A 20,457-nucleotide genomic window follows, 5' to 3' on the forward strand; every position below is an offset into this window, starting at 1 on the left:
CCATGTCCAAGCCCTTGAGCGAATACCAGCGCAAACGTGACTTCAACGCCACCACCGAACCTGCCGGCAGCCCACCCAAAGGTGGGCGCAAAACCTCGGCATTGAGTTTTGTGATCCAGAAGCACGACGCGCGCAACCTGCACTACGATTTCCGCCTGGAACTGGACGGCGTGCTTAAAAGCTGGGCGGTGCCCAAGGGCCCCAGCCTGGACCCGCAGCACAAGCGCCTGGCCGTGCAGGTGGAAGATCATCCGCTGGACTATGGCGGTTTCGAAGGCAGCATCCCCGCCGGGCACTATGGGGCGGGCGATGTGATTGTGTGGGATCGGGGCGTCTGGCAACCCCACGACGACCCTCACAAGGCTTACGCTGCCGGCAAACTCAAGTTCAGCCTGATCGGCGAAAAGCTGTCCGGCGACTGGGCGTTGGTGCGTACGCGCCTCAAAGGCAGCGGCGACAAGGAACAATGGCTGCTGATCAAAGAGCACGACCAGCAGGCACGCCCGGCGACGGAATACGACATCGTCCAGGCCCAGCCACACAGCGTGCTCAGCGGCGCAAGCGTCGGCAAACCCAAGGCCCCGAGGCGGGCCAAAACCGTACGCGCCCTGCCCGAACAATTCAGTCCGCAACTGGCCACCCTGGTGGACCGCGCGTCCGAAGGCGCATGGCAGTACGAAGTCAAGTTCGATGGCTACCGCATGCTGGCGCGCATCCATGGGGGCGAAGTGCGCCTGTTTACCCGCAACGGCCATGACTGGACCGAACGCCTGCCGCGTCAGGTCAAGGCCCTGCAGGCGCTCAAACTCAAGGACAGCTGGCTCGACGGCGAAGTGGTCAGCCTGGACGCCGACGGCATGCCGGATTTCCAGGCACTGCAGAATGCCTTTGATATCGGGCGCAGCCTGGACATTGTGTTTTACCTGTTTGACGCCCCCTACCTCAATGGCTGTGACCAACGCGAGACACCCGTGGAGACCCGGCGTGCGGCGCTCAAGAGCGCGCTTTCCAAGAGCCGCAGCAAGCTGTTGCGGTTTTCCGAAGCCTTCACCGCCGCGCCCCGGGACATTCTGGAAAGCGCCTGCGGCATGGCCCTGGAGGGAGTGATCGGCAAACGGCTGGGCAGTCCCTATGTGTCCGGGCGCAGTGCGGACTGGATCAAGCTCAAATGTCGGCTGCGCCAGGAGTTCGTCATCGTCGGCTACACCTTGCCCCACGGCTCGCGCAGTGGTTTTGGCGCGCTGCTGTTGGCGGTGCACGACTCAGACGGCTTGGTCTATGCCGGCCGTGTGGGCACGGGGTTCGATCGGGCCTCACTCAAGCGCATCCATGGGCAGCTCACACCCCTTGAACGCAAGACCTCGCCGCTGGAACAACCGCTGACCGGCACCCAGAGCCGTGGCGTGCATTGGCTGACGCCCAGCCTGGTTGCGGAAGTGCAGTTTGCCGAATGGACTCGGGAGGGTGTGGTGCGCCAGGCAGCGTTCATCGGAATGCGCACCGACAAACCGGCTGCGCAGGTCGTTCGCGAGCAAGCTGCCCGGACCGGCACGGCCAAGGCTTCAAAGAACGCAGGCGGCGTGAATATCACCCACGCCGAGCGTGTGATCGATCAGCAAAGCGGCACGCAAAAACAGCAACTGGCGCAGTTCTACAACAGCATAAGTCCGTGGATCCTGCCCTTCCTGCATCGCCGTCCGGTGTCGTTGCTTCGGGCCCCGGAAGGCATCGAGGGCGAACAGTTCTTTCAGAAACACGCTGACCGCCTGGAGATTCCCCATATCAAGCAGTTGGACTCGGCCCTGGATCCTGGCCACGCGCGACTGCTGGAAATCGACAGTGCCGGTGCGCTGATCGGCGCCGTGCAGATGGGCACCGTCGAGCTGCATACCTGGGGCGCCACCTACGACAAGATCGAGACTCCCGATCTGTTTGTGCTCGACCTCGACCCGGACCCGGCGCTGCCCTGGAAAACCATGCTGGAGGCTGCACAACTCACGCTATCGGTACTCGATGAGCTGGGGTTGGCGGCGTTTATCAAGACCAGCGGCGGCAAGGGTCTGCACCTGATCATTCCCTTGGCGCGACGCGACGACTGGGACACGGTCAAGGCCTTCGCCAAGGCCATCGCCCAGTTCATGACCCGGCAACTGCCCGAGCGCTTCACGGCGACTTCAGGGCCTGGAAACCGCGTGGGCAAGATATTCATCGACTACCTGCGCAATGCCCGGGGCGCGAGTACGGTGGTTGCGCACTCCGTGCGGGCCCGCCCGGGCCTGCCGGTGTCGGTACCGATCAGCCGAGAGGAGTTGAAGTCGTTGCGCAGCGCCCAACAATGGAACATCGCCAACGTGCAGGAGCGCTTGCAGGGTTTGAAGCAGGACCCATGGGCGGGATACGCCCATCGGCAGAAGATCAGCCGGAAGATGTGGGACAAACTGGGCGCCCAACCTCCGGAATGAAGGGCGCCGGAATGAGCATCAGATCAGCACGAAAATCAGCGCCAAAGCAGCAAAGATCGCCCATTTTTCCAGGTAGTAGCGTGCACGGTTGCGCTTTTTCAGTTCCTTGCCCCGCAACCGGATCTTGTACAGACGGTTGAAGGCACGGTTCAACCCGCCGGTCTTGTCGCCAGCATGGTTGGGCGAACCGGCAGCAGCCATGACAGTGCGGCTGAACCAACGGTTGAACGCCGTGGCCCAGCGGTACTTCATCGGCCGCTCGATATCGCAGAACAGGATGATACGGTTCTGCTGCGTGGTGTTTTCGGCATAGTGGATGAAGGTTTCATCGAACATCACCGGCTCACCGTCACGCCAGTAGTAGCTCTCACCATCCACGTTGATGTAGCAACCCGGATCGTTGGGCGTATCCAACCCCAAATGGTAGCGGTAGGAGCCGGCGTACGGGTCACGATGACGCACCAGCTTGGACCCCGGCGGCAGCTCGGCGAACATCGCCGCCTTGATCGAACCGATGCTCTGCACCAGTTCAGTGGTGCGTGGGCACAGCTTCATGGCCGAAGGGTGACTGTCGCCGTACCACTTCAGGTAGAAACGCTTCCAGCCCGACTTGAAGAACGAGTTGAAACCCACGTCGTTGTACTGGTCCGAACGCTTGATCTCACCGGCACGCAGCAGGTTCTGGCCTTCCAGGCGAATTTCTTCCCAGTGTTCCTGCAACGGGCTCAGGTCCGGAAAGTCGCTGGGCGACAGATACGGGCGGCTGGGCAATTTGGAGAACAGATAGAGGAAGCAGTTGACCGGTGCCAGGAACGTCGAGTGATCGCTGAGCTGACGGCCCAGCTTATGTCGCACACGGCCACGCAAGTGCACATACGCGATGGAAGCAACGTAGAGAACAACAATGATCAGTTTCAAAGGATTTCGTCACACGTCAGGAGAAAACAGACTGCACCTGCGTGCCCACAACGGCCGAGGTTCTAGCAGCACCTGAAATCACAATTCATATACGGGCGGCACGACCGCTGGATGACCCTGCGGTTCATGACCATTACCGGATATTTAGCCACAGTTTGTAACCAAAGGTTAACTAAGAATTGTGAAAAGCTGTCCGCTGAGTGTGCTGGAGGGGTGAACGGGCCGTCTGCTCGACCGGCCCGCAGAAGTAGCAACGTCGCTCAGCGCGCCGAGACGAGGTAATTGCCCTGCAAGGAAAGCGGTCGGCGCTCACGACGGGCCTGGACCCAGTGCGCGATCAGGGCAACCAACAGCCCCAGCATCAGGCCTGCCACCAGGCTCAGCGCAATGATCAGGGCTTTCTGGGGTTTGATCGAACTCAGCGGCTCCTGTGCCTGACGGTCGACCGTTACCAATTTCAATGCGCTCATATCGATATTGAGCCCATTGAGACGCGCCTCCTCCGCCCGCAGTGACTCGATACCCCGCAGGAAGATATCTTCGTCGGCGCGGTTTTTCAGTACCTCGACCTCACGGTTGGCATCGAGCAAGCGCAACTCCTTGCCGATCTCGGCAACGCGGCCATTGGTGAAGTCATCGTTGGTGCGATGCAACAACGCCTCACGCTCAGCCTCCAGGACCTCGGTGCCCATGAAATATAGCGGGATCTCCTGGTTATTCACCTCAGTACGCATCACCTGCCCCGGGCCACGCACGGCGTTCGCCGCCATGGCCGAAGGGGTCGTGGGCGTCTTGATGCCGATGGAGCGCGCGATCGAAATCGCCTCGGCCAGTTCTGCCAGGCGGTTGGCGCGCTCCACCTTCATCTGGGCGCGCAGGGCCGTGAGTTCATCGGCCAATTGCGCACGTTTGAGTTTGTCAGCTTCCAGCAATCTTGCGATCTTCGAGCTTTTATCCGACTCGTAATTGGCACGCACGGCGCTGATCTTGCCCCTGAGTTCGCCGAGCCGGTTGTTGACGATGACCCTGAGATCCGCTTCTACCTGTGCTCGCTCGAGCTCGATCGCGTACTCGATAAAACCGTTGAGAATGGTTACCCCGTCGATATCCTTGGGGTACTGCAATTGCAGGCGGATATAGTCGCTGAGCGAGTCAGCTCTTTTCGGGTCCAGGCGTGTCAGGGTGAATGCCGTGCGATTGAATGCTTCGAAACTCTGCTCCAGGCTTCGCCCGGGCTGCTGGACCGCTTCGAACAACGCAGGATTGGCCCTGAAGAAGCCGAGGCGCGCTTCGTAGGAGTCCAGGCGCATGCCGACCTTGGCCAGGGCGTCTTCCGGTGGCAACTTGTAGACTTCGGAGCGATTGAGCGCATCCAACTCGTTGATTGCCGCAGGCCGCAATACACTGCTGACCTGGTAGACACTCGGTGCAAGAAACGCATAGCCCACTCCCAGAAGGCCACTCAGAATCATGCAGCCGATGATCCATTTCCGATGCTGCCAGATAGCGCTGAATAGTTCGAAGAGGTCGACTTCGTCCGAAGCCGCAGGTTGATGTAACGGGGGAGTGTTATTCAAAATTCATACACCCTGATGGGTTGAAATCCCGCGCTCGAAACACAAGCACGCATTGCAACCGGATAAACAAAGAGCAACGTCCGAGCCCAGGAATGATGAGTTTTCTTCCCGAGAAGTCGTTACGCGACGTTGCCAAGCGCGCAGGCAACATAACGCTAATTACCTGTCTGCAAAGGAAAAATTACAAAAATTAAAAAATCAGGACTGTTCCTACTTCAAACTTCACCTCCATTAACATTTGGTCTTTCAACAAAAAGGAATTTGTATGTCATCCATTTCCGATCCGGATGTTCAGGCCCTCCAGGGCGTCTGGGAACAGACCGCACTCGAGGACAGTGGCGTGCTGAACCCGGTCGATGCCCACAGCGCTCCCGGCGCGCTGACGACCATTACAGATGATCGCTTCGAAGTGAAAACCCGCGACGGCGTGGTGTTATTGGCTGGCCGGTTTTTCCTGGACAGCCAGACCACGCCCAAGAGCATCACCTGGGTCGACGCCATGGGCGAGGATGCCGGCAAACGCCTGCCCGCCAGCTATAGCCTGGAAGGCGATGAATTCGTGTTCATCGCTGCGGATGAAAACCAGCCAAGGCCCACTGAGTTCAGCACCCGCCCAGGTCAGACCATGCGCACTTTCGTGCGACGCACCTGAACAGTGCATGCCGCAAACTTGCGACACGATTTTCACAAAGTCTTCACGTCTCGATCTATAGGGTAAAGCCTACCTACTCCAGTGAATCCCTTGCCCGCCTCTCCTCGCGGGCTTTTTTTGCCTGCTGGAAATGCCCTTCGGAGGTGGGCGTGAAACTTATCCGCAAGCCCGCCGGTCACTAGCCCAGTGAGCGTTCAGCCCCTGGATGCCTTTGTTCGAAGAACCGCCGTGGCCCATCCTCATAACCTGCGCAGCACCCTGTCCCTGGACAGCTTGAATTTCTTCCTGGCGGATGTACGCGACGGCCTCGGCCCGTACCTGGCGATTTATCTACTGGCGGTACACCAGTGGGACCCTGCCAATATCGGCGTGGTCATGACCTTGGCCGGCGTCGCGGCCCTGATCGCCCAAGGCCCGGCGGGTGCGCTGATTGACCGAACCCGCAGCAAGCGCGCGGTGGTTGCGCTGGCCGCTGTTCTGGTGACTGTTAGTTGCGTGCTGCTGCCGTTCGTCAGCACGTTCAGCCTGGTGGCGCTGACCCAGGCCGCCAGTGCCATCGCGGCGTCGGTGTTCGCGCCGGCGATTTCGGCGATTTCCCTGGGGATCACCGGCCCCCGCGCATTCACCCGCCGCACAGGTCGCAATGAAACCTTCAACCACGCCGGCAATGCCGTGGCCGCATTGCTGGCGGGCGGGCTGGCCTATCTGTTCGGACCGGTGGTGGTGTTTTACCTGATGGCTTTCATGGCAGTGGCCAGCATCGTCGCGATCAGTTGCGTGCCGGGCGCGGCCATCGACCACGAGGTGGCCCGTGGCTTCGACCCGGCCCATGCCAGCGCTCACGAACAGCCTTCGGGCCTGCGGGTACTACTCGCCAATCGCCCGCTCCTGCTGTTCGCGATTTGCTGCGCACTGTTCCACCTGGCCAACGCGGCGATGCTGCCGCTGGTCAGCCAGAAGCTGGCGCAGATCGATTTGCAGATGGCCACGCCACTGACATCGGCGTGCATCGTAGCCGCGCAACTGGTGATGGTGCCGATGGCGTGGCTGGTGGGCGTCAAGGCCGACGTATGGGGGCGCAAGCCGTTACTGTTGGCCGGATTCCTGATCCTGCCCCTACGGGGTGTGCTGTATACCCTGTCCAGCGACCCTTACTGGCTGGTGGCCGTGCAAATGCTCGACGGCGTTGGCGCCGGTATTTTCGGTGCGTTGTTCCCCGTGGTCGTCAAGGACCTGACCCAGGGCACCGGGCGTTTCAACGTCAGCCTGGGCGCCCTGTCGACCGTGTTCGGCCTGGGCGCGGCGCTAAGCAGCAGCCTGGCAGGATTCGCGGTGCAACAGGCCGGTTATGACACGGCCTTTTTGACCCTGGCCGGCGTGGCGGCCGTGGCGCTGGCGCTGCTGTGGCTGGCCATGCCGGAGACTCGGGCCAACGCAACGTTCGCGTGCCATACAACTGTCGCCTGACATATGCGACAATGCGCGCCAAATTCCAACACACACCCCCAATCTTCTGTTCAGCGACCGGGTTTCGCGCCTTGATGTCGCTGTTGATGCATGCCTGAAGGCTCCTGCCGCCATGCTCGCAACCCATTGATAGGTAAAGTAATTGATCTCCACAGCTAACATCACCATGCAGTTCGGCGCCAAGCCGCTCTTCGAGAACGTCTCGGTCAAGTTCGGCGCCGGTAACCGGTATGGTTTGATCGGTGCCAACGGTTGCGGCAAGTCGACCTTCATGAAAATTCTCGGTGGCGACCTCGAGCCGTCCGGCGGCCAGGTCATGCTCGAGCCGAATGTCCGCCTGGGTAAACTGCGCCAGGACCAGTTCGCCTACGAAGAATTCACCGTGATCGACACCGTGATCATGGGTCACGAGGAGCTGTGGAAGGTCAAGGCCGAGCGCGACCGCATCTACTCGCTGCCGGAAATGAGCGAAGCCGACGGCATGGCCGTGGCGGAGCTGGAAACCGAATTCGCCGAAATGGACGGCTACACTGCCGAATCCCGTGCCGGTGAGCTGCTGCTGGGTCTGGGTATTCCGCTGGAACAGCATTTCGGCCCGATGTCCGAAGTCGCGCCAGGCTGGAAACTGCGTGTGTTGCTGGCCCAGGCACTGTTCTCCGATCCTGAAGTGCTGTTGCTCGACGAACCGACCAACCACCTGGACATCAACACTATCCGCTGGCTGGAGACCATTCTCACCCAGCGCAACAGCCTGATGATCATCATCTCCCACGACCGTCACTTCCTGAACAGCGTGTGCACCCACATGGCGGACCTGGACTACGGCGAGCTGCGCCTGTTCCCGGGCAACTACGACGAGTACATGACCGCAGCCACCCAGTCCCGCGAGCAACTGCTGTCGGACAACGCCAAGAAGAAAGCCCAGATCGCCGAACTGCAGACCTTCGTCAGCCGCTTCTCGGCCAACGCCTCCAAGGCCAAGCAGGCCACCTCCCGCGCCAAGCAGATCGACAAGATCCAGCTGGCCGAGGTCAAGCCATCGAGCCGTGTCAGCCCGTTCATCCGCTTCGAGCAGACCAAAAAGCTGCACCGCCAGGCAGTGACCATCGAGCGCATGTCCAAAGGCTTCGAAGGCAAGACCCTGTTCCAGAACTTCAGCTTCACCGTCGAAGCCGGCGAGCGCGTGGCGATCATCGGCCCGAACGGCATCGGCAAGACCACCCTGCTGCGCACCCTGGTGGGTGAACTGACCCCGGACGCCGGCAGCGTGAAGTGGACCGAAAGCGCAGAGCTTGGCTACTACGCCCAGGACCACGCCCACGACTTCGAAGACGACGTGAGCCTGTTCGACTGGATGGGCCAGTGGACCCAGGGCGAACAAGTCATCCGGGGCACCCTGGGCCGCATGCTGTTCTCCAACGACGAGATCCTCAAATCGGTCAAGGTCATCTCCGGGGGTGAGCAAGGCCGCATGCTGTTCGGCAAGCTGATCCTGCAAAAGCCGAACGTGCTGGTGATGGACGAACCGACCAACCACCTGGACATGGAATCCATCGAGGCGCTGAACCTGGCGCTGGAAAACTATCCGGGCACGCTGATCTTCGTCAGCCACGACCGTGAGTTCGTATCGTCCCTGGCCACTCGCATCATCGAGCTGAGCCCAAGCGGCGTGACCGATTTCAGCGGCACCTATGACGACTACCTGCGCAGCCAGGGCGTGGTGTTCTAAACACAACTGTAGTGAGCAGGCGGTGCGACGATTCGACAAGCCTGCTCACCACAACAACCAGGTTGTCCAAGACAGACCTGCTCATCAGATAAAGTAGTTAGCCTGCTTTCTTTTCCCTCGAGCCCTTGCCATGATGCCCTCACCGCCCGCCCGCGAACGAGTGCCCATGCCTGCCGCCACCCCCAGCTCCCTGTCGATCACCCTGCAGATCGTCTCCATCGTCTTCTACACCTTCATCGCCTTTATCTGCATCGGCCTGCCGATCGCGGTGATCCCTGGCTATGTGCATGAGCAACTGGGCTTCAGCGCGGTAGTGGCCGGCGTGACCATCGGTTCGCAATACCTCGCTACCCTGCTCAGCCGCCCCATGGCCGGGCGCATGTCGGACAACGTGGGCACCAAGCGCGCCATCGTGTTGGGCCTGGCCGGCATCCTGATCAGCGGCGTACTGACGTTTTTCGCCACGCTGGTGCAAAGCCTGCCGACACTGAGCCTGGGCATTCTGATCGTCGGGCGCTTGCTGCTGGGCGTGGCCCAGGGGCTGATCGGCGTCGGCACCATCAGTTGGTGCATGGGCCAGGTCGGCGCCGAACACACCGCGCGCTCGATTTCGTGGAACGGCATTGCATCCTATGGTGCCATCGCCATTGGCGCACCACTCGGCGTGGTGATGGTCGCCGAGTACGGCTACACCAGCCTTGGCATTGCGCTGTCAGTGCTGGCCGCTTTGGGGCTGGTGCTGATCCGCAACAAACCGTCGGTGCCGGTGGTGCGTGGCGAACGCTTGCCGTTCTGGGCGGTGTTCGGTCGCATCGCACCGTTCGGCACCAGCCTGTGCCTGGCCTCCATCGGCTACGGCACCCTCACCACTTTCATTACCCTCTACTACCTCAATCGGGGCTGGGCCGGCGCGGCCTACTGCCTCACGGTATTCGGCGTGTGTTTTATCCTGTCGCGGCTGGTATTCATCTCGGCCATCAGCCGCTTTGGCGGTTTCCGCGCGGCGATTGCCTGCATGAGCATCGAAACCCTCGGCCTGACCCTGCTGTGGCTGGCACCCTCCACCGGCGTCGCGTTGATCGGTGCCGGGCTGACCGGTTTTGGTTTGTCGCTGGTCTATCCGGCACTGGGTGTGGAAGCGATCAAGCAGGTGCCCAACAGCAGCCGGGGTGCAGGATTGAGTGCGTATGCGGTGTTTTTTGACCTGGCCCTGGCGATTGCCGGACCGTTGATGGGCGCCGTAGCGCTGAACCTCGGCTATGGCTGGATCTTTTTCTGTGCTGCGCTGTTATCCGTCGCGGCACTGAGCCTGACGATGCTGCTCAAACGCCGCGCCTACTGATCGGCGGTCTGCAACCCGGCACGGGTGGATTGACCCAGACTGTGGCTGAAGAAACGCCCGGCTTCAGACACGAGATCACGGTGGATGCCCTCGCGATCAACACCATCGGCATCGGTGCAGATCGCCGGCATCGCTATCAACTGATCACTGTCGCACGGCGCCATGAACACGAAGTGCCCGGCCCCCGCCAGCAATTTGAAATCCGGCGGTTCCGGCAGCTTGCGCGCCAGCGCCGCAGCGTTCTTGTCTACCGCCACCAGTTTGTCGCCGTCACCACTGTAGAGCAGCACCGGCACATGCACGTCGGCCAGGGTGTGACGTCCGAACATCAGGCTCAACGGCGCCATCAGCATCAGCGCGTGGATGCGCGGGTCGGATTGTGGCTGCAGGTCATCACGGTCCACCACCAGCTCGCCCTTGGTGGTGCAGGCATCGCGGTCCTCCGGACGCTCCTGGCAATAGCGGCGCAACCGGTCGAAGTCAGGCTTGGCGCCGGCCAGGATCAACGCGGTTTCGCCTCCGGCCGAATAGCCAATGACACCGACCTGATCGACGTTGACGAACGGCGACAGCATCGGGTCGCCCAGCGTGGCGGTGATGGCTTCGGAAATCTGGATAGGACGCCCATACAGGTTGCTCACCGTGCCCAGGCGGCTGTGATCCTTGTAGTTGTCACCGGGGTGCAGCACCGCCACCACCACAAACCCCTTGCGCGCCAGGGATGTGGCCAGATCATGCAGGGCCAGTGGCGTACCGGTGTTGCCGTGGGACAGCATCAGCATGGGGAAGCGGCCAATGGCGACCTTGGCATCTTCGGTGGCGGCGACGTGGTAGGCGCCCAGTTGGGTGGTGTGACCGACATCGGTGGACGGGTAGAACGCGATGGCTTTCATCGGCTGCAGGTCGAGCGGGTCGAGGAACATCATGCGATGAAAACCCACGCTCCAGTGCGGGTGCGGCGCGGGTGCGGCCTGCACTGAAATCAGGCCACCGAGCAGGAAAAGAACCACAACTGCACAAAGACGCATCATGAGGATGTCCACCTTTGCTGCGTAAAAGCCGGCATGTCTATGGGAAAAGTCCATGGTCTGGGCGCTCGCACCGGGTGATAAACCCATGCGTGCATAACCTGGGCCAAGGTAAAGACAGCGGGTAAACGAAAAAACTCCGCACTCCGATCACTTTCAGGTGATCAGACTGCAGAGTTTAGGCGCCCGGCTTCAGATTGAAACCGGGCAGCGGCGAAATTTACACAAGCCTTACGCGGCGTTGAACAATTGTTCGTTGATGACTACGTTGGCGTCGTTCAGGGACTTGTTGCGCACTTCTTCACCGTAGGCCAGGCCCTGGGCGCGAACGAACTCAATGTCGGTGATGCCCAGGAAGCCAAACATCAGCTTCAGGTAATCTTCGTGACCCACATTGCTCGGTTGACCGGCATGCAGGCCGCCGGCGGTGGAGACGATGATCAGCTTCTTGCCACCGCACAGGCCTTCCGGGCCGGCTTCGCTGTAGCGGAAGGTCTGACCGGCAACGGCGATGCGGTCAATCCACGCCTTGAGCTGGGACGGCACCGAAAAGTTGTACATCGGCGCACCGATCACCACGGCGTCAGCGGCGATGAACTCGGCCAACGATTTTGCGCTCAGTTCGGCTTCGTGCTTCTGCACCGCATCACGCAGCTCGGCGGCAGTGCCCAGGGCACCCAGGGTCAGGCCGGAAAAGTGGCTGATGTCTTCAGCCGCCAGGTCGCGGTAGGTCACTTCCACACTCGGTTGCGCCGCTTGCCAGGCCTTGACCACGCCAGCGCTGAGCTGACGGGAAGCCGAGTTGTCGCCGAGGATGCTGGAATCGATATGCAACAGTTTCATGCGGTTCTCCAAGTGAGGATCGCGGCAAGGCGATCAAGTGAGGCTAATGCTACAGGCAGCATCAATCGTCGATTAGAGGGCTCAAATGCGATTATTTGTCCCGCTGGTGGGACAATGTTAGCTCAGCCTGTACGGATCGTGCCGGGTTATTGCCCAATCCTATGAGACGCTGGATTTCACCTGCGGTTCGCTTCATCCTCGCCGCAGAACCGACAGCCTTCGAGCGCACCATGCCCCCACACTCCCCCGCCCTGACCAAGGGCCTGACGCTGATCCTCGCCATCTGCTGCGGATTTTCCGTGGCAACGATCTACTACAACCAGGCGATGTTGCCGCTGATCGCCAATACGTTCGATGTCTCCACCGCCCATGTCGGGCAGATCGCGATGTTGACCCAACTCGGCTACGCCTGCGGACTGTTGCTGTTCGTGCCATTGGGCGACCGCATCAGTCGGCGCACGCTGATCCTCGCCGTGCTGTGCCTCAACTTCATCAGTTTGCTGGCGTCGGCCACGGCGCCCTCCTATTCCCTGCTGCTGGTGGCCAGCGTGCTGCTGGGCCTGTCCGGCATCAGTGCCCAGGTGATCATTCCAGCGGCGTCCGACCTCAGTGATCCCCTGCAAAAAGGCGCGGTGCTTGGCCTGATGGTCAGCGGCCTGTCTGCCGGCGGCCTGCTCGCCCGTACGGTCAGCGGCGTGGTCAGTGGCTGGCTCGGCTGGCGCGGCATGTTCGCCGTGGCGGCGGCACTGGATGTGCTGCTGTTCCTGGCGATTCTGACGCGCATGCCGGTTTCGGTGTCGACCAGCAAGCTGGCCTACGGCGCCTTGCTCAAGTCACTGTGGGGCCTGGCGACGCAGTACCCGACCCTGCGTCAGTCAGCGCTCAAGGCCGGCCTGGTGTTTGGCGCACTCAACGTGTTCTGGGGTTCGATGGCGGCGCTGCTGGCCGCACCGCCCTACGGATTCTCCAGCGCCCAGGCAGGGTTGCTGGGGCTCTCGGCCATCGTCGGTATTCTCTGCGCCTCCACCATCGGCGACCAGACCCGACGCCACCGCCAACTGTTGGAATGGGTGGGTATCGGCACCGTGCTGCTGGCGTTCGTGCTGATCTTTGCCTTCGGCCCGCGAGGCTGGTGGCTGCCGCTCCTGGTGGCTGCAACCTTCCTGGACCTGGGCAACCGTATCAACCAACTGGCCAACCAGACCCGCGTGCTGGCCCTGGAACCTTCGGCCACCAGCCGCCTGAACACGGTGTTCATGGTGGTCTACTTCATCGGCGGCGCCTTGGGTTCGGCGTCGGGCGCCTTTGCCTCCGAGCATTTCGGCTAGCAGGGCCAGGCACTGACCGGCGTCGCCTTTGCCGGTACCGCGTTGCTGATCACCCTGCTCAGTGGGATGACACGTAAATCGACGACGTCGTAGGAGCGGGCAACGCATAGGTACGCTTCATCCACTGGATCTCTTCCTGAGGCGTACGCCCGAAGAAGCGCTTGAACTCGCGACTGAACTGCGAGGCGCTTTCATAGCCCACTTTCATGCAGGCCGTGGCGGCGGTGATGTCGCTGCGCAGCATCAGCAGGCGCGCCTGGTGCAGGCGTGTGGATTTGAGGTACTGCATCGGCGAAGTGTCGGTGACCGTGCGAAAGTGCGCATGGAAACTCGGCACACTCATCATCGCCTCCCGCGCCAGTTCTTCCACGTCGAGGTGCTGGTGATAGCAGCCGTGAATCTTGCGAATCGCCCGCGCCACCTTGCCGAACTGCCCCTGACGATTGAGCGCGGCACGCATCGAACCGCCCTGTTCGCCGGTGATGATCCGGTAATAGATCTCGCGCATCAGCGTCGGCCCGAGGATCTGCGCGTCCATCGGCACGCTCATGGCTTCCAGGAAGCGCAACAGTGACTCACTGAGCTTGTCATCCATCGGCGAGGAATACATGCCCCGAGGCCGTGCCTCGGCCAATTCGGGGAAGTCATCCAGCGCCACCATCAGTTCCGCCGCCAGGGTGAAATCCAGCCGCAGGTACACCGCCAGCATCGGCTCGGCTTCGCTGGCCTCGGTCTCCATGGTGAACGGCACCGGCACCGACACCACCAGGTAATGCTGGGCGTCGTACAAGTAAGTCTCGTCACCCAGGTAGCCGCGCTTGCTCCCCTGGCAGACGATCACGATGCCCGGGTCGTACAGCACCGGTACCCGGTGCAATGGGCGGTTGGAGCGCAGGAAGCGCACATCGTCCAATGCCGTGAGGTTATAGCCTTCGACAGGCGCCAGGCGGCCCATCAATTCGATGATTCGTTCGGTACGGCCCATGGTTCGTGGCTCCTGCGAAAACGGCACGGTACCGCGCAAAAGTACCTGCTGCTACGTGCTCATAGGAATAGGCAATCAGCACATTGGAATGGATATTCGCCGAAACGCCCGTCTTCCGTAGCCTGAAACAGCACTTTCAGCCCACGGAGACTTTCTCATGCTTATCGTCTACAACCCCGCCACCGGCGAAGAAATCGACCGCGTTGCCTTCAATACCGCCAGCGACGTCAAGGCTGCCGTCGACCGCACCTGCGCCGCCTTCCCCGAATGGTCCGGCAAACTCGCCAAGGAGCGCAGCGATATCCTGCGACGCTGGCACGACAGCGTCAAAGCCGACAAGGAAGCCTTCGCCGAACTGCTCTGCCGCGAAAACGGCAAATGCCTCAGTGAAGCCCGTGGCGAAATCGATTACGGCCTGGGCTTCATCGAGTGGTACGCCGAAGAAGCCAAGCGCGTGTACGGCGACACCATCCCCACCCACGACCGCAACGCCAACGTGGTGGTGACCAAGGAAGCCATCGGCCCGGTCGCGGCCATCACGCCCTGGAACTTCCCGTTCATGATGATCACCCGCAAAGTGGCCACGGCCCTGGCCGCCGGCTGCACCATGGTGATCAAACCCGCCGAAGACACGCCACTCACCGCCTTCAAACTGCTGGAATACGCACGCAAGGCCGGCATCGGGCCCGGCGTTCTGGAAGTGGTGGTGGGTGATCCGAAGGAAATCGGCCAGATCCTCACCAGCGACCCACGCATCCGCAAGATCTCGTTCACCGGCTCCACCGGTGTTGGCAAGTTGCTGGCGGCGCAATGCGCGGCGACCATCAAGAAAATGACCCTGGAATTGGGGGGCAACGCGCCCTTTATCGTGTTCCAGGACGCCAACATCGAGGAAGCGGTCAAAGGCCTGGTCAGCGCCAAGCTGCGCAATTCCGGCCAGGTATGCATTTCGCCGAACCGGATCTTTGTGCAGCACAGCATCCTTGAAGACTTCATCAAGCGCGTGAAACACGCCGTGACCAATATCGAGGTGGATCAGGGCCTGCGTGAAGACTTTGTGGTGGGGCCCCTGGTCAATCAAATGGGCTTCGACAAGGTTGCAAGCCTGGTGGAACAGGCCCGGGCCGCCGGCGCCACGGTGTTGATGGGCGGCAAACCCCACGCCAGGGGTGGTCTGTTCTATGAGCCCACCGTGCTGACAGACCTGACCGATGATTCACCGTTGGCCACCCAGGAGATCTTCGGCCCGGTGTTCGCCATCTATTCGTTCAAGGACGAAGCGGAAGTGATCGCCCGCGCCAATCAGACCGAAGTCGGCCTGGTGGCGTACGCCTACACCAGCGCCCTGGGCCGCTCGCTGCGCCTGTCGCGCCAGTTGGAAGCCGGCATGGTGATCCTCAACTCGGGCTCGGTGGGCACCGCATCGGTCCCGTTTGGCGGCATCAAGCAGTCCGGTTATGGCCGTGAAGGCAGTTACTACGGCATCGAAGAGTACGTGCATGTGAAATATGTGCTGATGGCCGGCGCGCAGTTCTAAGCACCTCACTGATCGGCAGGCGCGAACGGGCGCGTGAAAAACCCGATAACGCTGCGATAAACCCCGCGCGCTGCGTTATCGTTAGGGTCTTTCGCGCGCCCGTTCGCGCCTACGCTTTTTGAGATGCAACCATGCAAGACCTCAACGACCTCTACTATTTCGCCAAGGTGGTCGAAGCCGGCGGTTTCGCCGCGGCCGGCCGCCTGCTGGGCATTCCCAAGTCGCGATTGTCGCGCCGCATCGCCGAGCTGGAAGAGCGCCTGGGCGCACGCCTGCTGCAACGCACCACGCGACAGTTGACCCTCACCGCCGTCGGCGAGCGTTACCTGCGCCACTGCCAGGCCATGCTGCTGGAAGCGGAAATGGCCGATGAGGCCGTCGCCAGCATGTCCAGCGAACCACGCGGACGGCTGCGGGTCAGCTGTCCGGTGGGCATGGCCCAGCACATGCTGCCGAACATGGTCGCCGACTTCCTTGCCGCCCACCCTCACGTGCAATTGGAGATGACCCTGGTCAACCGGCGCGTCGATCTGGTGGCCGAGGGCATCGACGTGGCCTTGCGGGTACGCGAGTCCGGTGACGAAGACCCGTTGCTGGTGACCAAACGCCTGCGGCCGGCGCAGACCATCCTGGTGGCCAGCCCGGAATTCCTCAAGGGGCGCCCCGTGCAGACCCTCGACGACCTCAAGCAACTGCCGATGCTTGGCGCCCTGGAGGCCGATCGCCTGGTGCACCTGCGTCTGCTGGACACCCAAGGCAACGCCGTGGACCTGTCGATGGAGGCACGCCTGGGGATCGACGATTTCATCGTGCGTAAAACCTGCGCCCTCAGGGGCCTGGGTTTTACCGTACTGCCGATGCTGTACTGCGAAGACGAATTGGCCAGTGGCGAGCTGGTGCAACTGTTGCCCGAATGGTCCTTGCCGGGTGGTTGGCTGCAAGCGGTCTACCCGCATCGCCGTGGTGTGCTGCCGGCCATTCGCGCGTGGATCGACTACCTGGAAGAAGCCTTCAAAGGCTGTGGAGATCGCCTGTTATGAGCCTGACCGAAGCCCAGGTCGCCGCCTTCTGCCTGAGCCTGCCCGGTGCCCGGGAAGACTACAAATGGGGCGGCGTGCGCGTGTTCTCGATTGCCGGCAACAAGATGTTCGCCTTGCAGGGCCTGCGCGGCGACTCGCTGGCGTTCAAGGTCGACAAGGAGCTGTTCCTCGGCCACGTGGACCGCCCTGGCATCCACCCGGCGCCTTATCTGGCACGGGCGCAGTGGGTGATCATGAACACGCCCTACCCGCTGGGCGCCGAGGAACTGCGTGGCCTGTTGCAGCGCTCCCACCAATTGGTGGTGAGCAAGCTGCCCAAGCGCACGCAAATCGGGTTGCTGTTAGAGGACTGACAGCAGCGTACCGCCGAGGAACAGCTGGTCGAGCCAGAACACTTGGTGCAACAGCACGATCACCCAGAACAGCACTTGATACGACACCTTGCGTGTCTTGTGCCGGAACACTTGCTGAGCGATCAATGCGCCCGGCCAGCCGCCTGCCAGCTCGACGGCGTGCAGGATGTTTTCCGGGGTGCGGCGGCCTTCGGTCTGGGCCTTGCGCTTGTCGTTCCAGTACATCAGAAACGCCACGACGCTGACCACCCCGTAGGCCGCCAGCGGGATCGGCGTTTCGCCGCGATGCCAGAGCAACGCCGAGCCCAACAGCGGCGCCGCGCACAGCAGCACAAACAGCGCGAGCTTCAGGCGCGGGTGCTGAACACTCATGCCTTGGCCGCCGCCCAGTCGATCCAGCCGAACTGCCAGGTGGCCAGGATCAGCAGGCCGAACGCAATCCGGTACCAGGCGAACGCCGCATAGCTGTGGCTGGCGATGAACTTGAGCAAGCCCTTGACCGCGATCATGGCGAAGATAAACGAGGTGACGAAGCCGATCACGAATACCGGCAGGTCGGATGGCTGGAACAGGTCACGGTACTTGTAGCCCGAGTACACCGCCGCACCCACCATGGTCGGCATCGCCAGGAAGAACGAAAACTCGGTGGCGGTCTTGCGCGACAGGCCGAACAGCAGGCCGCCGATAATGGTCGAGCCTGAACGCGAGGTGCCCGGGATCATCGCCAGGCACTGGGCCAGGCCGACCTTGAGCGCATCTTTCCAGGTGATGTCATCGACGGTTTCGGCATGCACCGTATGCTCGCGACGCTCGGCCCACAGCATGATGATGCCGCCCACCACCAGCGCAGTGGCCACGGTGATCGGGTTGAACAGGTAATGGTGGATCACGTCGGCGAAGATCACCCCCAGCACCACCGCCGGCAGGAACGCGATCAGCAGATTGACGGTAAACCGCTGAGCCTTGCGCTGGGTCGGCAAACCGATGACCACGTCGATGATCTTGCGCCGAAATTCCCAGACCACCGCCAGGATCGCGCCCAGCTGAATGATGATATTGAAAGCGTTGAAGCGATCGCCGGTGAAATCAAGCAAATCGGCGACGATGATCTGGTGGCCGGTACTGGAGATCGGCAGAAACTCGGTCAGCCCTTCCACAACGCCCAGAATCAATGCCTGAATGGCGGTCCAAATATCCATGTTTCTCCCAAGGGTCATGCGTGTTTCGAACGATTCATTGATGGCGAGCGCACTGAGGCCCGGTGTTGATGATCAACGCCGCACTGCAAAAATCATGTGAAAAATCAGGCAGTACTCAGGTTTTGCGATTTCAGGCCGAAAGCCTATCAGACAAGCCGGAAATGTCGATGCAGCACCCACAATTATAAAAAACACGGAGTGACAGGACGATGAACAGTTTGCGCAGTATGTCGATCAGCCGCCGCCTCTGGCTGATCCTGATAGTCGCCGTGTTGATGCTGCTGACCCTGGGCCTGTTGATGCTCCAGCAGATCCACGGCGATCTCTACCAGGCCAAACGCCAGCAGACCCAGCATGTGGTGCAGACCGCCAGCGGCGTGCTGGCCTACTACCAGAACCTGGAGAAGACCGGCGTACTCACCCGCGAAGCCGCGCAAAAGCAGGCCCTGAGCGTGGTGCGCGGCTTGCGCTACGACCATGACGACTATTTCTGGATCAACGACCTGACGCCCGTGATGATCATGCACGCGGCCAACCCCAAACTCGACGGCCAGAACCTCTCGGCGATCCGCGACCCGGACGGTTTTGCGGTGTTCAACGAGTTCGTGATCCTGGCCAAGGCCAAGGGCGCGGGCATCGTCAACTATCGTTGGCCGAAGCCGGGCGCCGAAGCGCCGGTAGAAAAAACCTCGTATATCCAACTGTTCGAACCCTGGGGCTGGATCATCGGCTCTGGCGTGTATGTCGACGATGTGCAGGCCGAGTTCAACGGCCAGGTGTGGAAAGCGTCATTCATCGGCCTGGGCATCGCGGTGGTAATGGCGCTGCTGGTGACGCTGATCGCCCGCAGCATCGTGCGCCCGTTGCAGGCGGCGGTGAATGCCATGGGCAATATCGCCAGCGGCGAAAGCGACCTGACCCGCAGCCTCGACACCCACGGCCAGGACGAAGTCACCCAGCTGTCCCGGCATTTCAACAGTTTCACCGCCAAGCTGCGCCAGGTGGTCAGTCAATTGCAGGTCTGCGCCACGGCATTGGGCCAGTCGTCCCTGGAACTGGGCAACAACGCCACCCAGGCCCATGACCGCAGTCAGCAGCAGTCTCAGCAAATGGAACTGGTAGCCACGGCGATCAACGAAGTGACCTACGGCGTGCAGGACGTGGCGAAAAACGCCGAACAGGCTGCCAGCGAAATGCGTGATGCCCAGGCCCAGGCGCAACAGGGCCAGGTGAACATCGACGGCAGCCTGCAACAGATCGACCAACTGTCCGGCACCATCAGCCAGGCCGTGGAAGTGATCCGCACCCTCTCCAGCGAAAGCACGCAGATCGGCGGAGTGCTGGAAGTGATCCGCTCCATTGCCGACCAGACCAACCTGCTGGCCCTCAACGCCGCCATCGAAGCCGCACGCGCCGGTGAACAGGGCCGCGGCTTTGCCGTGGTGGCCGATGAAGTGCGCCTGCTGGCCCAGCGCACACAGAAGTCCACCGCCGAGATCCAGGTGATGATCGAACGGCTGCAAGGTCACTCGGAAGCGGCGGTAAAGGTGATCAGCGACAGCCACAGCGCCTCGCAACTGACCATCGAACAAGCCGGCCAGGCAGGCGCCAGCCTCAACGCCATCGGCCAGGCCCTGCGCAACCTCAACGGCCTGAACGCCTCCATCGCCAGCGCCACCCTGCAACAGGCCCACGTGGTGGAGGACATCAACCAGAACGTCACCCAGGCGGCAGGGTTGTCCCACAGCACCGCGCTGGCGGCGGAACAGTCGAGCGCGGCGAGCAGCCAGTTACGCGGTTTGAGCGAACAGCTTGATGGGTTGCTGCGCCAGTTCAAGGTCTGACGCTGCGGTGGGCCGATTTCCTTGTTGCAAACCGTTTTTTTGTGGAGGTAAGCCAATACCTTTGTGGTGTTGAGCAAATACCACTGTGGTGAGCAGGCTTGTCGAATCGTCGCACCGCCCGCGCTGGGGCGCAAAGCGGCCCTGAAACCAGGC

The 20,457-nt window shown here is 61.6% G+C and carries 18 protein-coding genes; 10 read left to right on the plus strand and 8 right to left on the minus strand.

Annotation, left to right across the window (positions count from 1 at the left end; translation table 11 throughout):
* The first annotated feature begins 2 nt into the window (after window positions 1-2).
* The gene (gene ligD, locus ACW9IN_RS13205; protein WP_457366280.1) at window positions 3-2,462 is read left to right on the plus strand and encodes a DNA ligase D; all 2,460 of its coding nucleotides are present in this window, start codon (window positions 3-5) and stop codon (window positions 2,460-2,462) included.
* Between the two features lie 18 nt (window positions 2,463-2,480).
* Here ligD and lpxO read toward each other — a convergent pair whose 3' ends face one another.
* Both lpxO and ACW9IN_RS13215 read right to left on the minus strand, forming a co-directional pair.
* Complete coding sequence (lpxO, locus tag ACW9IN_RS13210) at window positions 2,481-3,380, minus strand: lipid A hydroxylase LpxO (RefSeq protein ID WP_457366281.1); 900 nt, start codon at window positions 3,378-3,380, stop codon at window positions 2,481-2,483.
* A 260-nt stretch (window positions 3,381-3,640) separates the two neighbouring features.
* On the minus strand, window positions 3,641-4,957 hold the full coding sequence (locus ACW9IN_RS13215; protein ID WP_457366282.1) for a Wzz/FepE/Etk N-terminal domain-containing protein: 1,317 nt from the start codon (window positions 4,955-4,957) through the stop codon (window positions 3,641-3,643).
* Window positions 4,958-5,222: 265 nt separating this feature from the next.
* Between ACW9IN_RS13215 and ACW9IN_RS13220 the strand changes: the two genes are divergently transcribed.
* The 4 genes from ACW9IN_RS13220 to ACW9IN_RS13235 all read left to right on the plus strand — a co-directional run bounded on the left by ACW9IN_RS13220 (window position 5,223) and on the right by ACW9IN_RS13235 (window position 10,147).
* A complete protein-coding gene (locus ACW9IN_RS13220) occupies window positions 5,223-5,609 on the plus strand; it encodes a TIGR03067 domain-containing protein (RefSeq protein ID WP_457366283.1) in 387 nt (128 codons plus the stop codon).
* Between the two features lie 228 nt (window positions 5,610-5,837).
* Entirely contained in the window at window positions 5,838-7,076 is a 1,239-nt protein-coding gene (locus ACW9IN_RS13225) for an MFS transporter (protein WP_457366284.1), read from the plus strand.
* Window positions 7,077-7,218: 142 nt separating this feature from the next.
* Window positions 7,219-8,805, plus strand: a complete 1,587-nt coding sequence (locus ACW9IN_RS13230; protein ID WP_457366285.1) for an ABC-F family ATPase — start codon at window positions 7,219-7,221, stop codon at window positions 8,803-8,805.
* Window positions 8,806-8,971: 166 nt separating this feature from the next.
* Window positions 8,972-10,147: an MFS transporter gene (locus tag ACW9IN_RS13235; protein WP_457366286.1), complete on the plus strand. Its 1,176-nt coding sequence runs from the start codon at window positions 8,972-8,974 to the stop codon at window positions 10,145-10,147.
* Here the strand turns inward: ACW9IN_RS13235 and ACW9IN_RS13240 are convergent.
* Window positions 10,141-11,178 carry an alpha/beta hydrolase family protein gene (locus ACW9IN_RS13240; protein ID WP_457366287.1) on the minus strand — a complete coding sequence of 346 codons (1,038 nt, stop codon included), beginning with the start codon at window positions 11,176-11,178 and terminating at the stop codon, window positions 10,141-10,143. The two genes, ACW9IN_RS13235 and ACW9IN_RS13240, sit on opposite strands and share 7 nt — an antisense overlap.
* A gap of 228 nt (window positions 11,179-11,406) precedes the next feature.
* Window positions 11,407-12,018, minus strand: a complete 612-nt coding sequence (locus ACW9IN_RS13245) for an FMN-dependent NADH-azoreductase (protein WP_457366288.1) — start codon at window positions 12,016-12,018, stop codon at window positions 11,407-11,409.
* 230 nt (window positions 12,019-12,248) lie between these two features.
* Between ACW9IN_RS13245 and ACW9IN_RS13250 the strand changes: the two genes are divergently transcribed.
* Window positions 12,249-13,346 carry an MFS transporter gene (locus ACW9IN_RS13250; RefSeq protein WP_457366289.1) on the plus strand — a complete coding sequence of 366 codons (1,098 nt, stop codon included), beginning with the start codon at window positions 12,249-12,251 and terminating at the stop codon, window positions 13,344-13,346.
* 58 nt (window positions 13,347-13,404) lie between these two features.
* On the opposite strand, the gene ACW9IN_RS13255 is transcribed toward ACW9IN_RS13250, so the two are convergent.
* The gene (locus ACW9IN_RS13255; RefSeq protein WP_457366290.1) at window positions 13,405-14,331 is read right to left on the minus strand and encodes an AraC family transcriptional regulator N-terminal domain-containing protein; all 927 of its coding nucleotides are present in this window, start codon (window positions 14,329-14,331) and stop codon (window positions 13,405-13,407) included.
* A 157-nt stretch (window positions 14,332-14,488) separates the two neighbouring features.
* Between ACW9IN_RS13255 and ACW9IN_RS13260 the strand changes: the two genes are divergently transcribed.
* The 3 genes from ACW9IN_RS13260 (at window position 14,489) to ACW9IN_RS13270 (ending at window position 17,261) form a co-directional block, all read left to right on the plus strand.
* Entirely contained in the window at window positions 14,489-15,868 is a 1,380-nt protein-coding gene (locus ACW9IN_RS13260; RefSeq protein ID WP_457366291.1) for an NAD-dependent succinate-semialdehyde dehydrogenase, read from the plus strand.
* 131 nt (window positions 15,869-15,999) lie between these two features.
* Complete coding sequence (locus ACW9IN_RS13265; protein ID WP_457366292.1) at window positions 16,000-16,908, plus strand: LysR substrate-binding domain-containing protein; 909 nt, start codon at window positions 16,000-16,002, stop codon at window positions 16,906-16,908.
* On the plus strand, window positions 16,905-17,261 hold the full coding sequence (locus ACW9IN_RS13270) for an MmcQ/YjbR family DNA-binding protein (RefSeq protein ID WP_457366293.1): 357 nt from the start codon (window positions 16,905-16,907) through the stop codon (window positions 17,259-17,261). Before ACW9IN_RS13265 ends, ACW9IN_RS13270 begins: the two co-directional genes overlap by 4 nt.
* Here ACW9IN_RS13270 and ACW9IN_RS13275 read toward each other — a convergent pair.
* Together ACW9IN_RS13275 and ACW9IN_RS13280 are read right to left on the minus strand one after the other, a co-directional pair.
* Complete coding sequence (locus tag ACW9IN_RS13275) at window positions 17,250-17,633, minus strand: DUF1294 domain-containing protein (protein WP_457366294.1); 384 nt, start codon at window positions 17,631-17,633, stop codon at window positions 17,250-17,252. The two genes, ACW9IN_RS13270 and ACW9IN_RS13275, sit on opposite strands and share 12 nt — an antisense overlap.
* Entirely contained in the window at window positions 17,630-18,460 is an 831-nt protein-coding gene (locus tag ACW9IN_RS13280; RefSeq protein WP_457366295.1) for an undecaprenyl-diphosphate phosphatase, read from the minus strand. Before ACW9IN_RS13280 ends, ACW9IN_RS13275 begins: the two co-directional genes overlap by 4 nt.
* Window positions 18,461-18,669: 209 nt before the next feature.
* On the opposite strand from ACW9IN_RS13280, the gene ACW9IN_RS13285 reads away from it, so the two are divergent.
* Window positions 18,670-20,304: a methyl-accepting chemotaxis protein gene (locus ACW9IN_RS13285; RefSeq protein WP_457366296.1), complete on the plus strand. Its 1,635-nt coding sequence runs from the start codon at window positions 18,670-18,672 to the stop codon at window positions 20,302-20,304.
* Here ACW9IN_RS13285 and ACW9IN_RS13290 read toward each other — a convergent pair.
* Window positions 20,251-20,457, minus strand: a 207-nt coding sequence (locus ACW9IN_RS13290) for a hypothetical protein (RefSeq protein ID WP_457366297.1), incomplete at its 5' end; no start/stop codon positions are given. The two genes, ACW9IN_RS13285 and ACW9IN_RS13290, sit on opposite strands and share 54 nt — an antisense overlap.

Source organism: Pseudomonas sp. SDO5271_S396, from assembly GCF_054071795.1.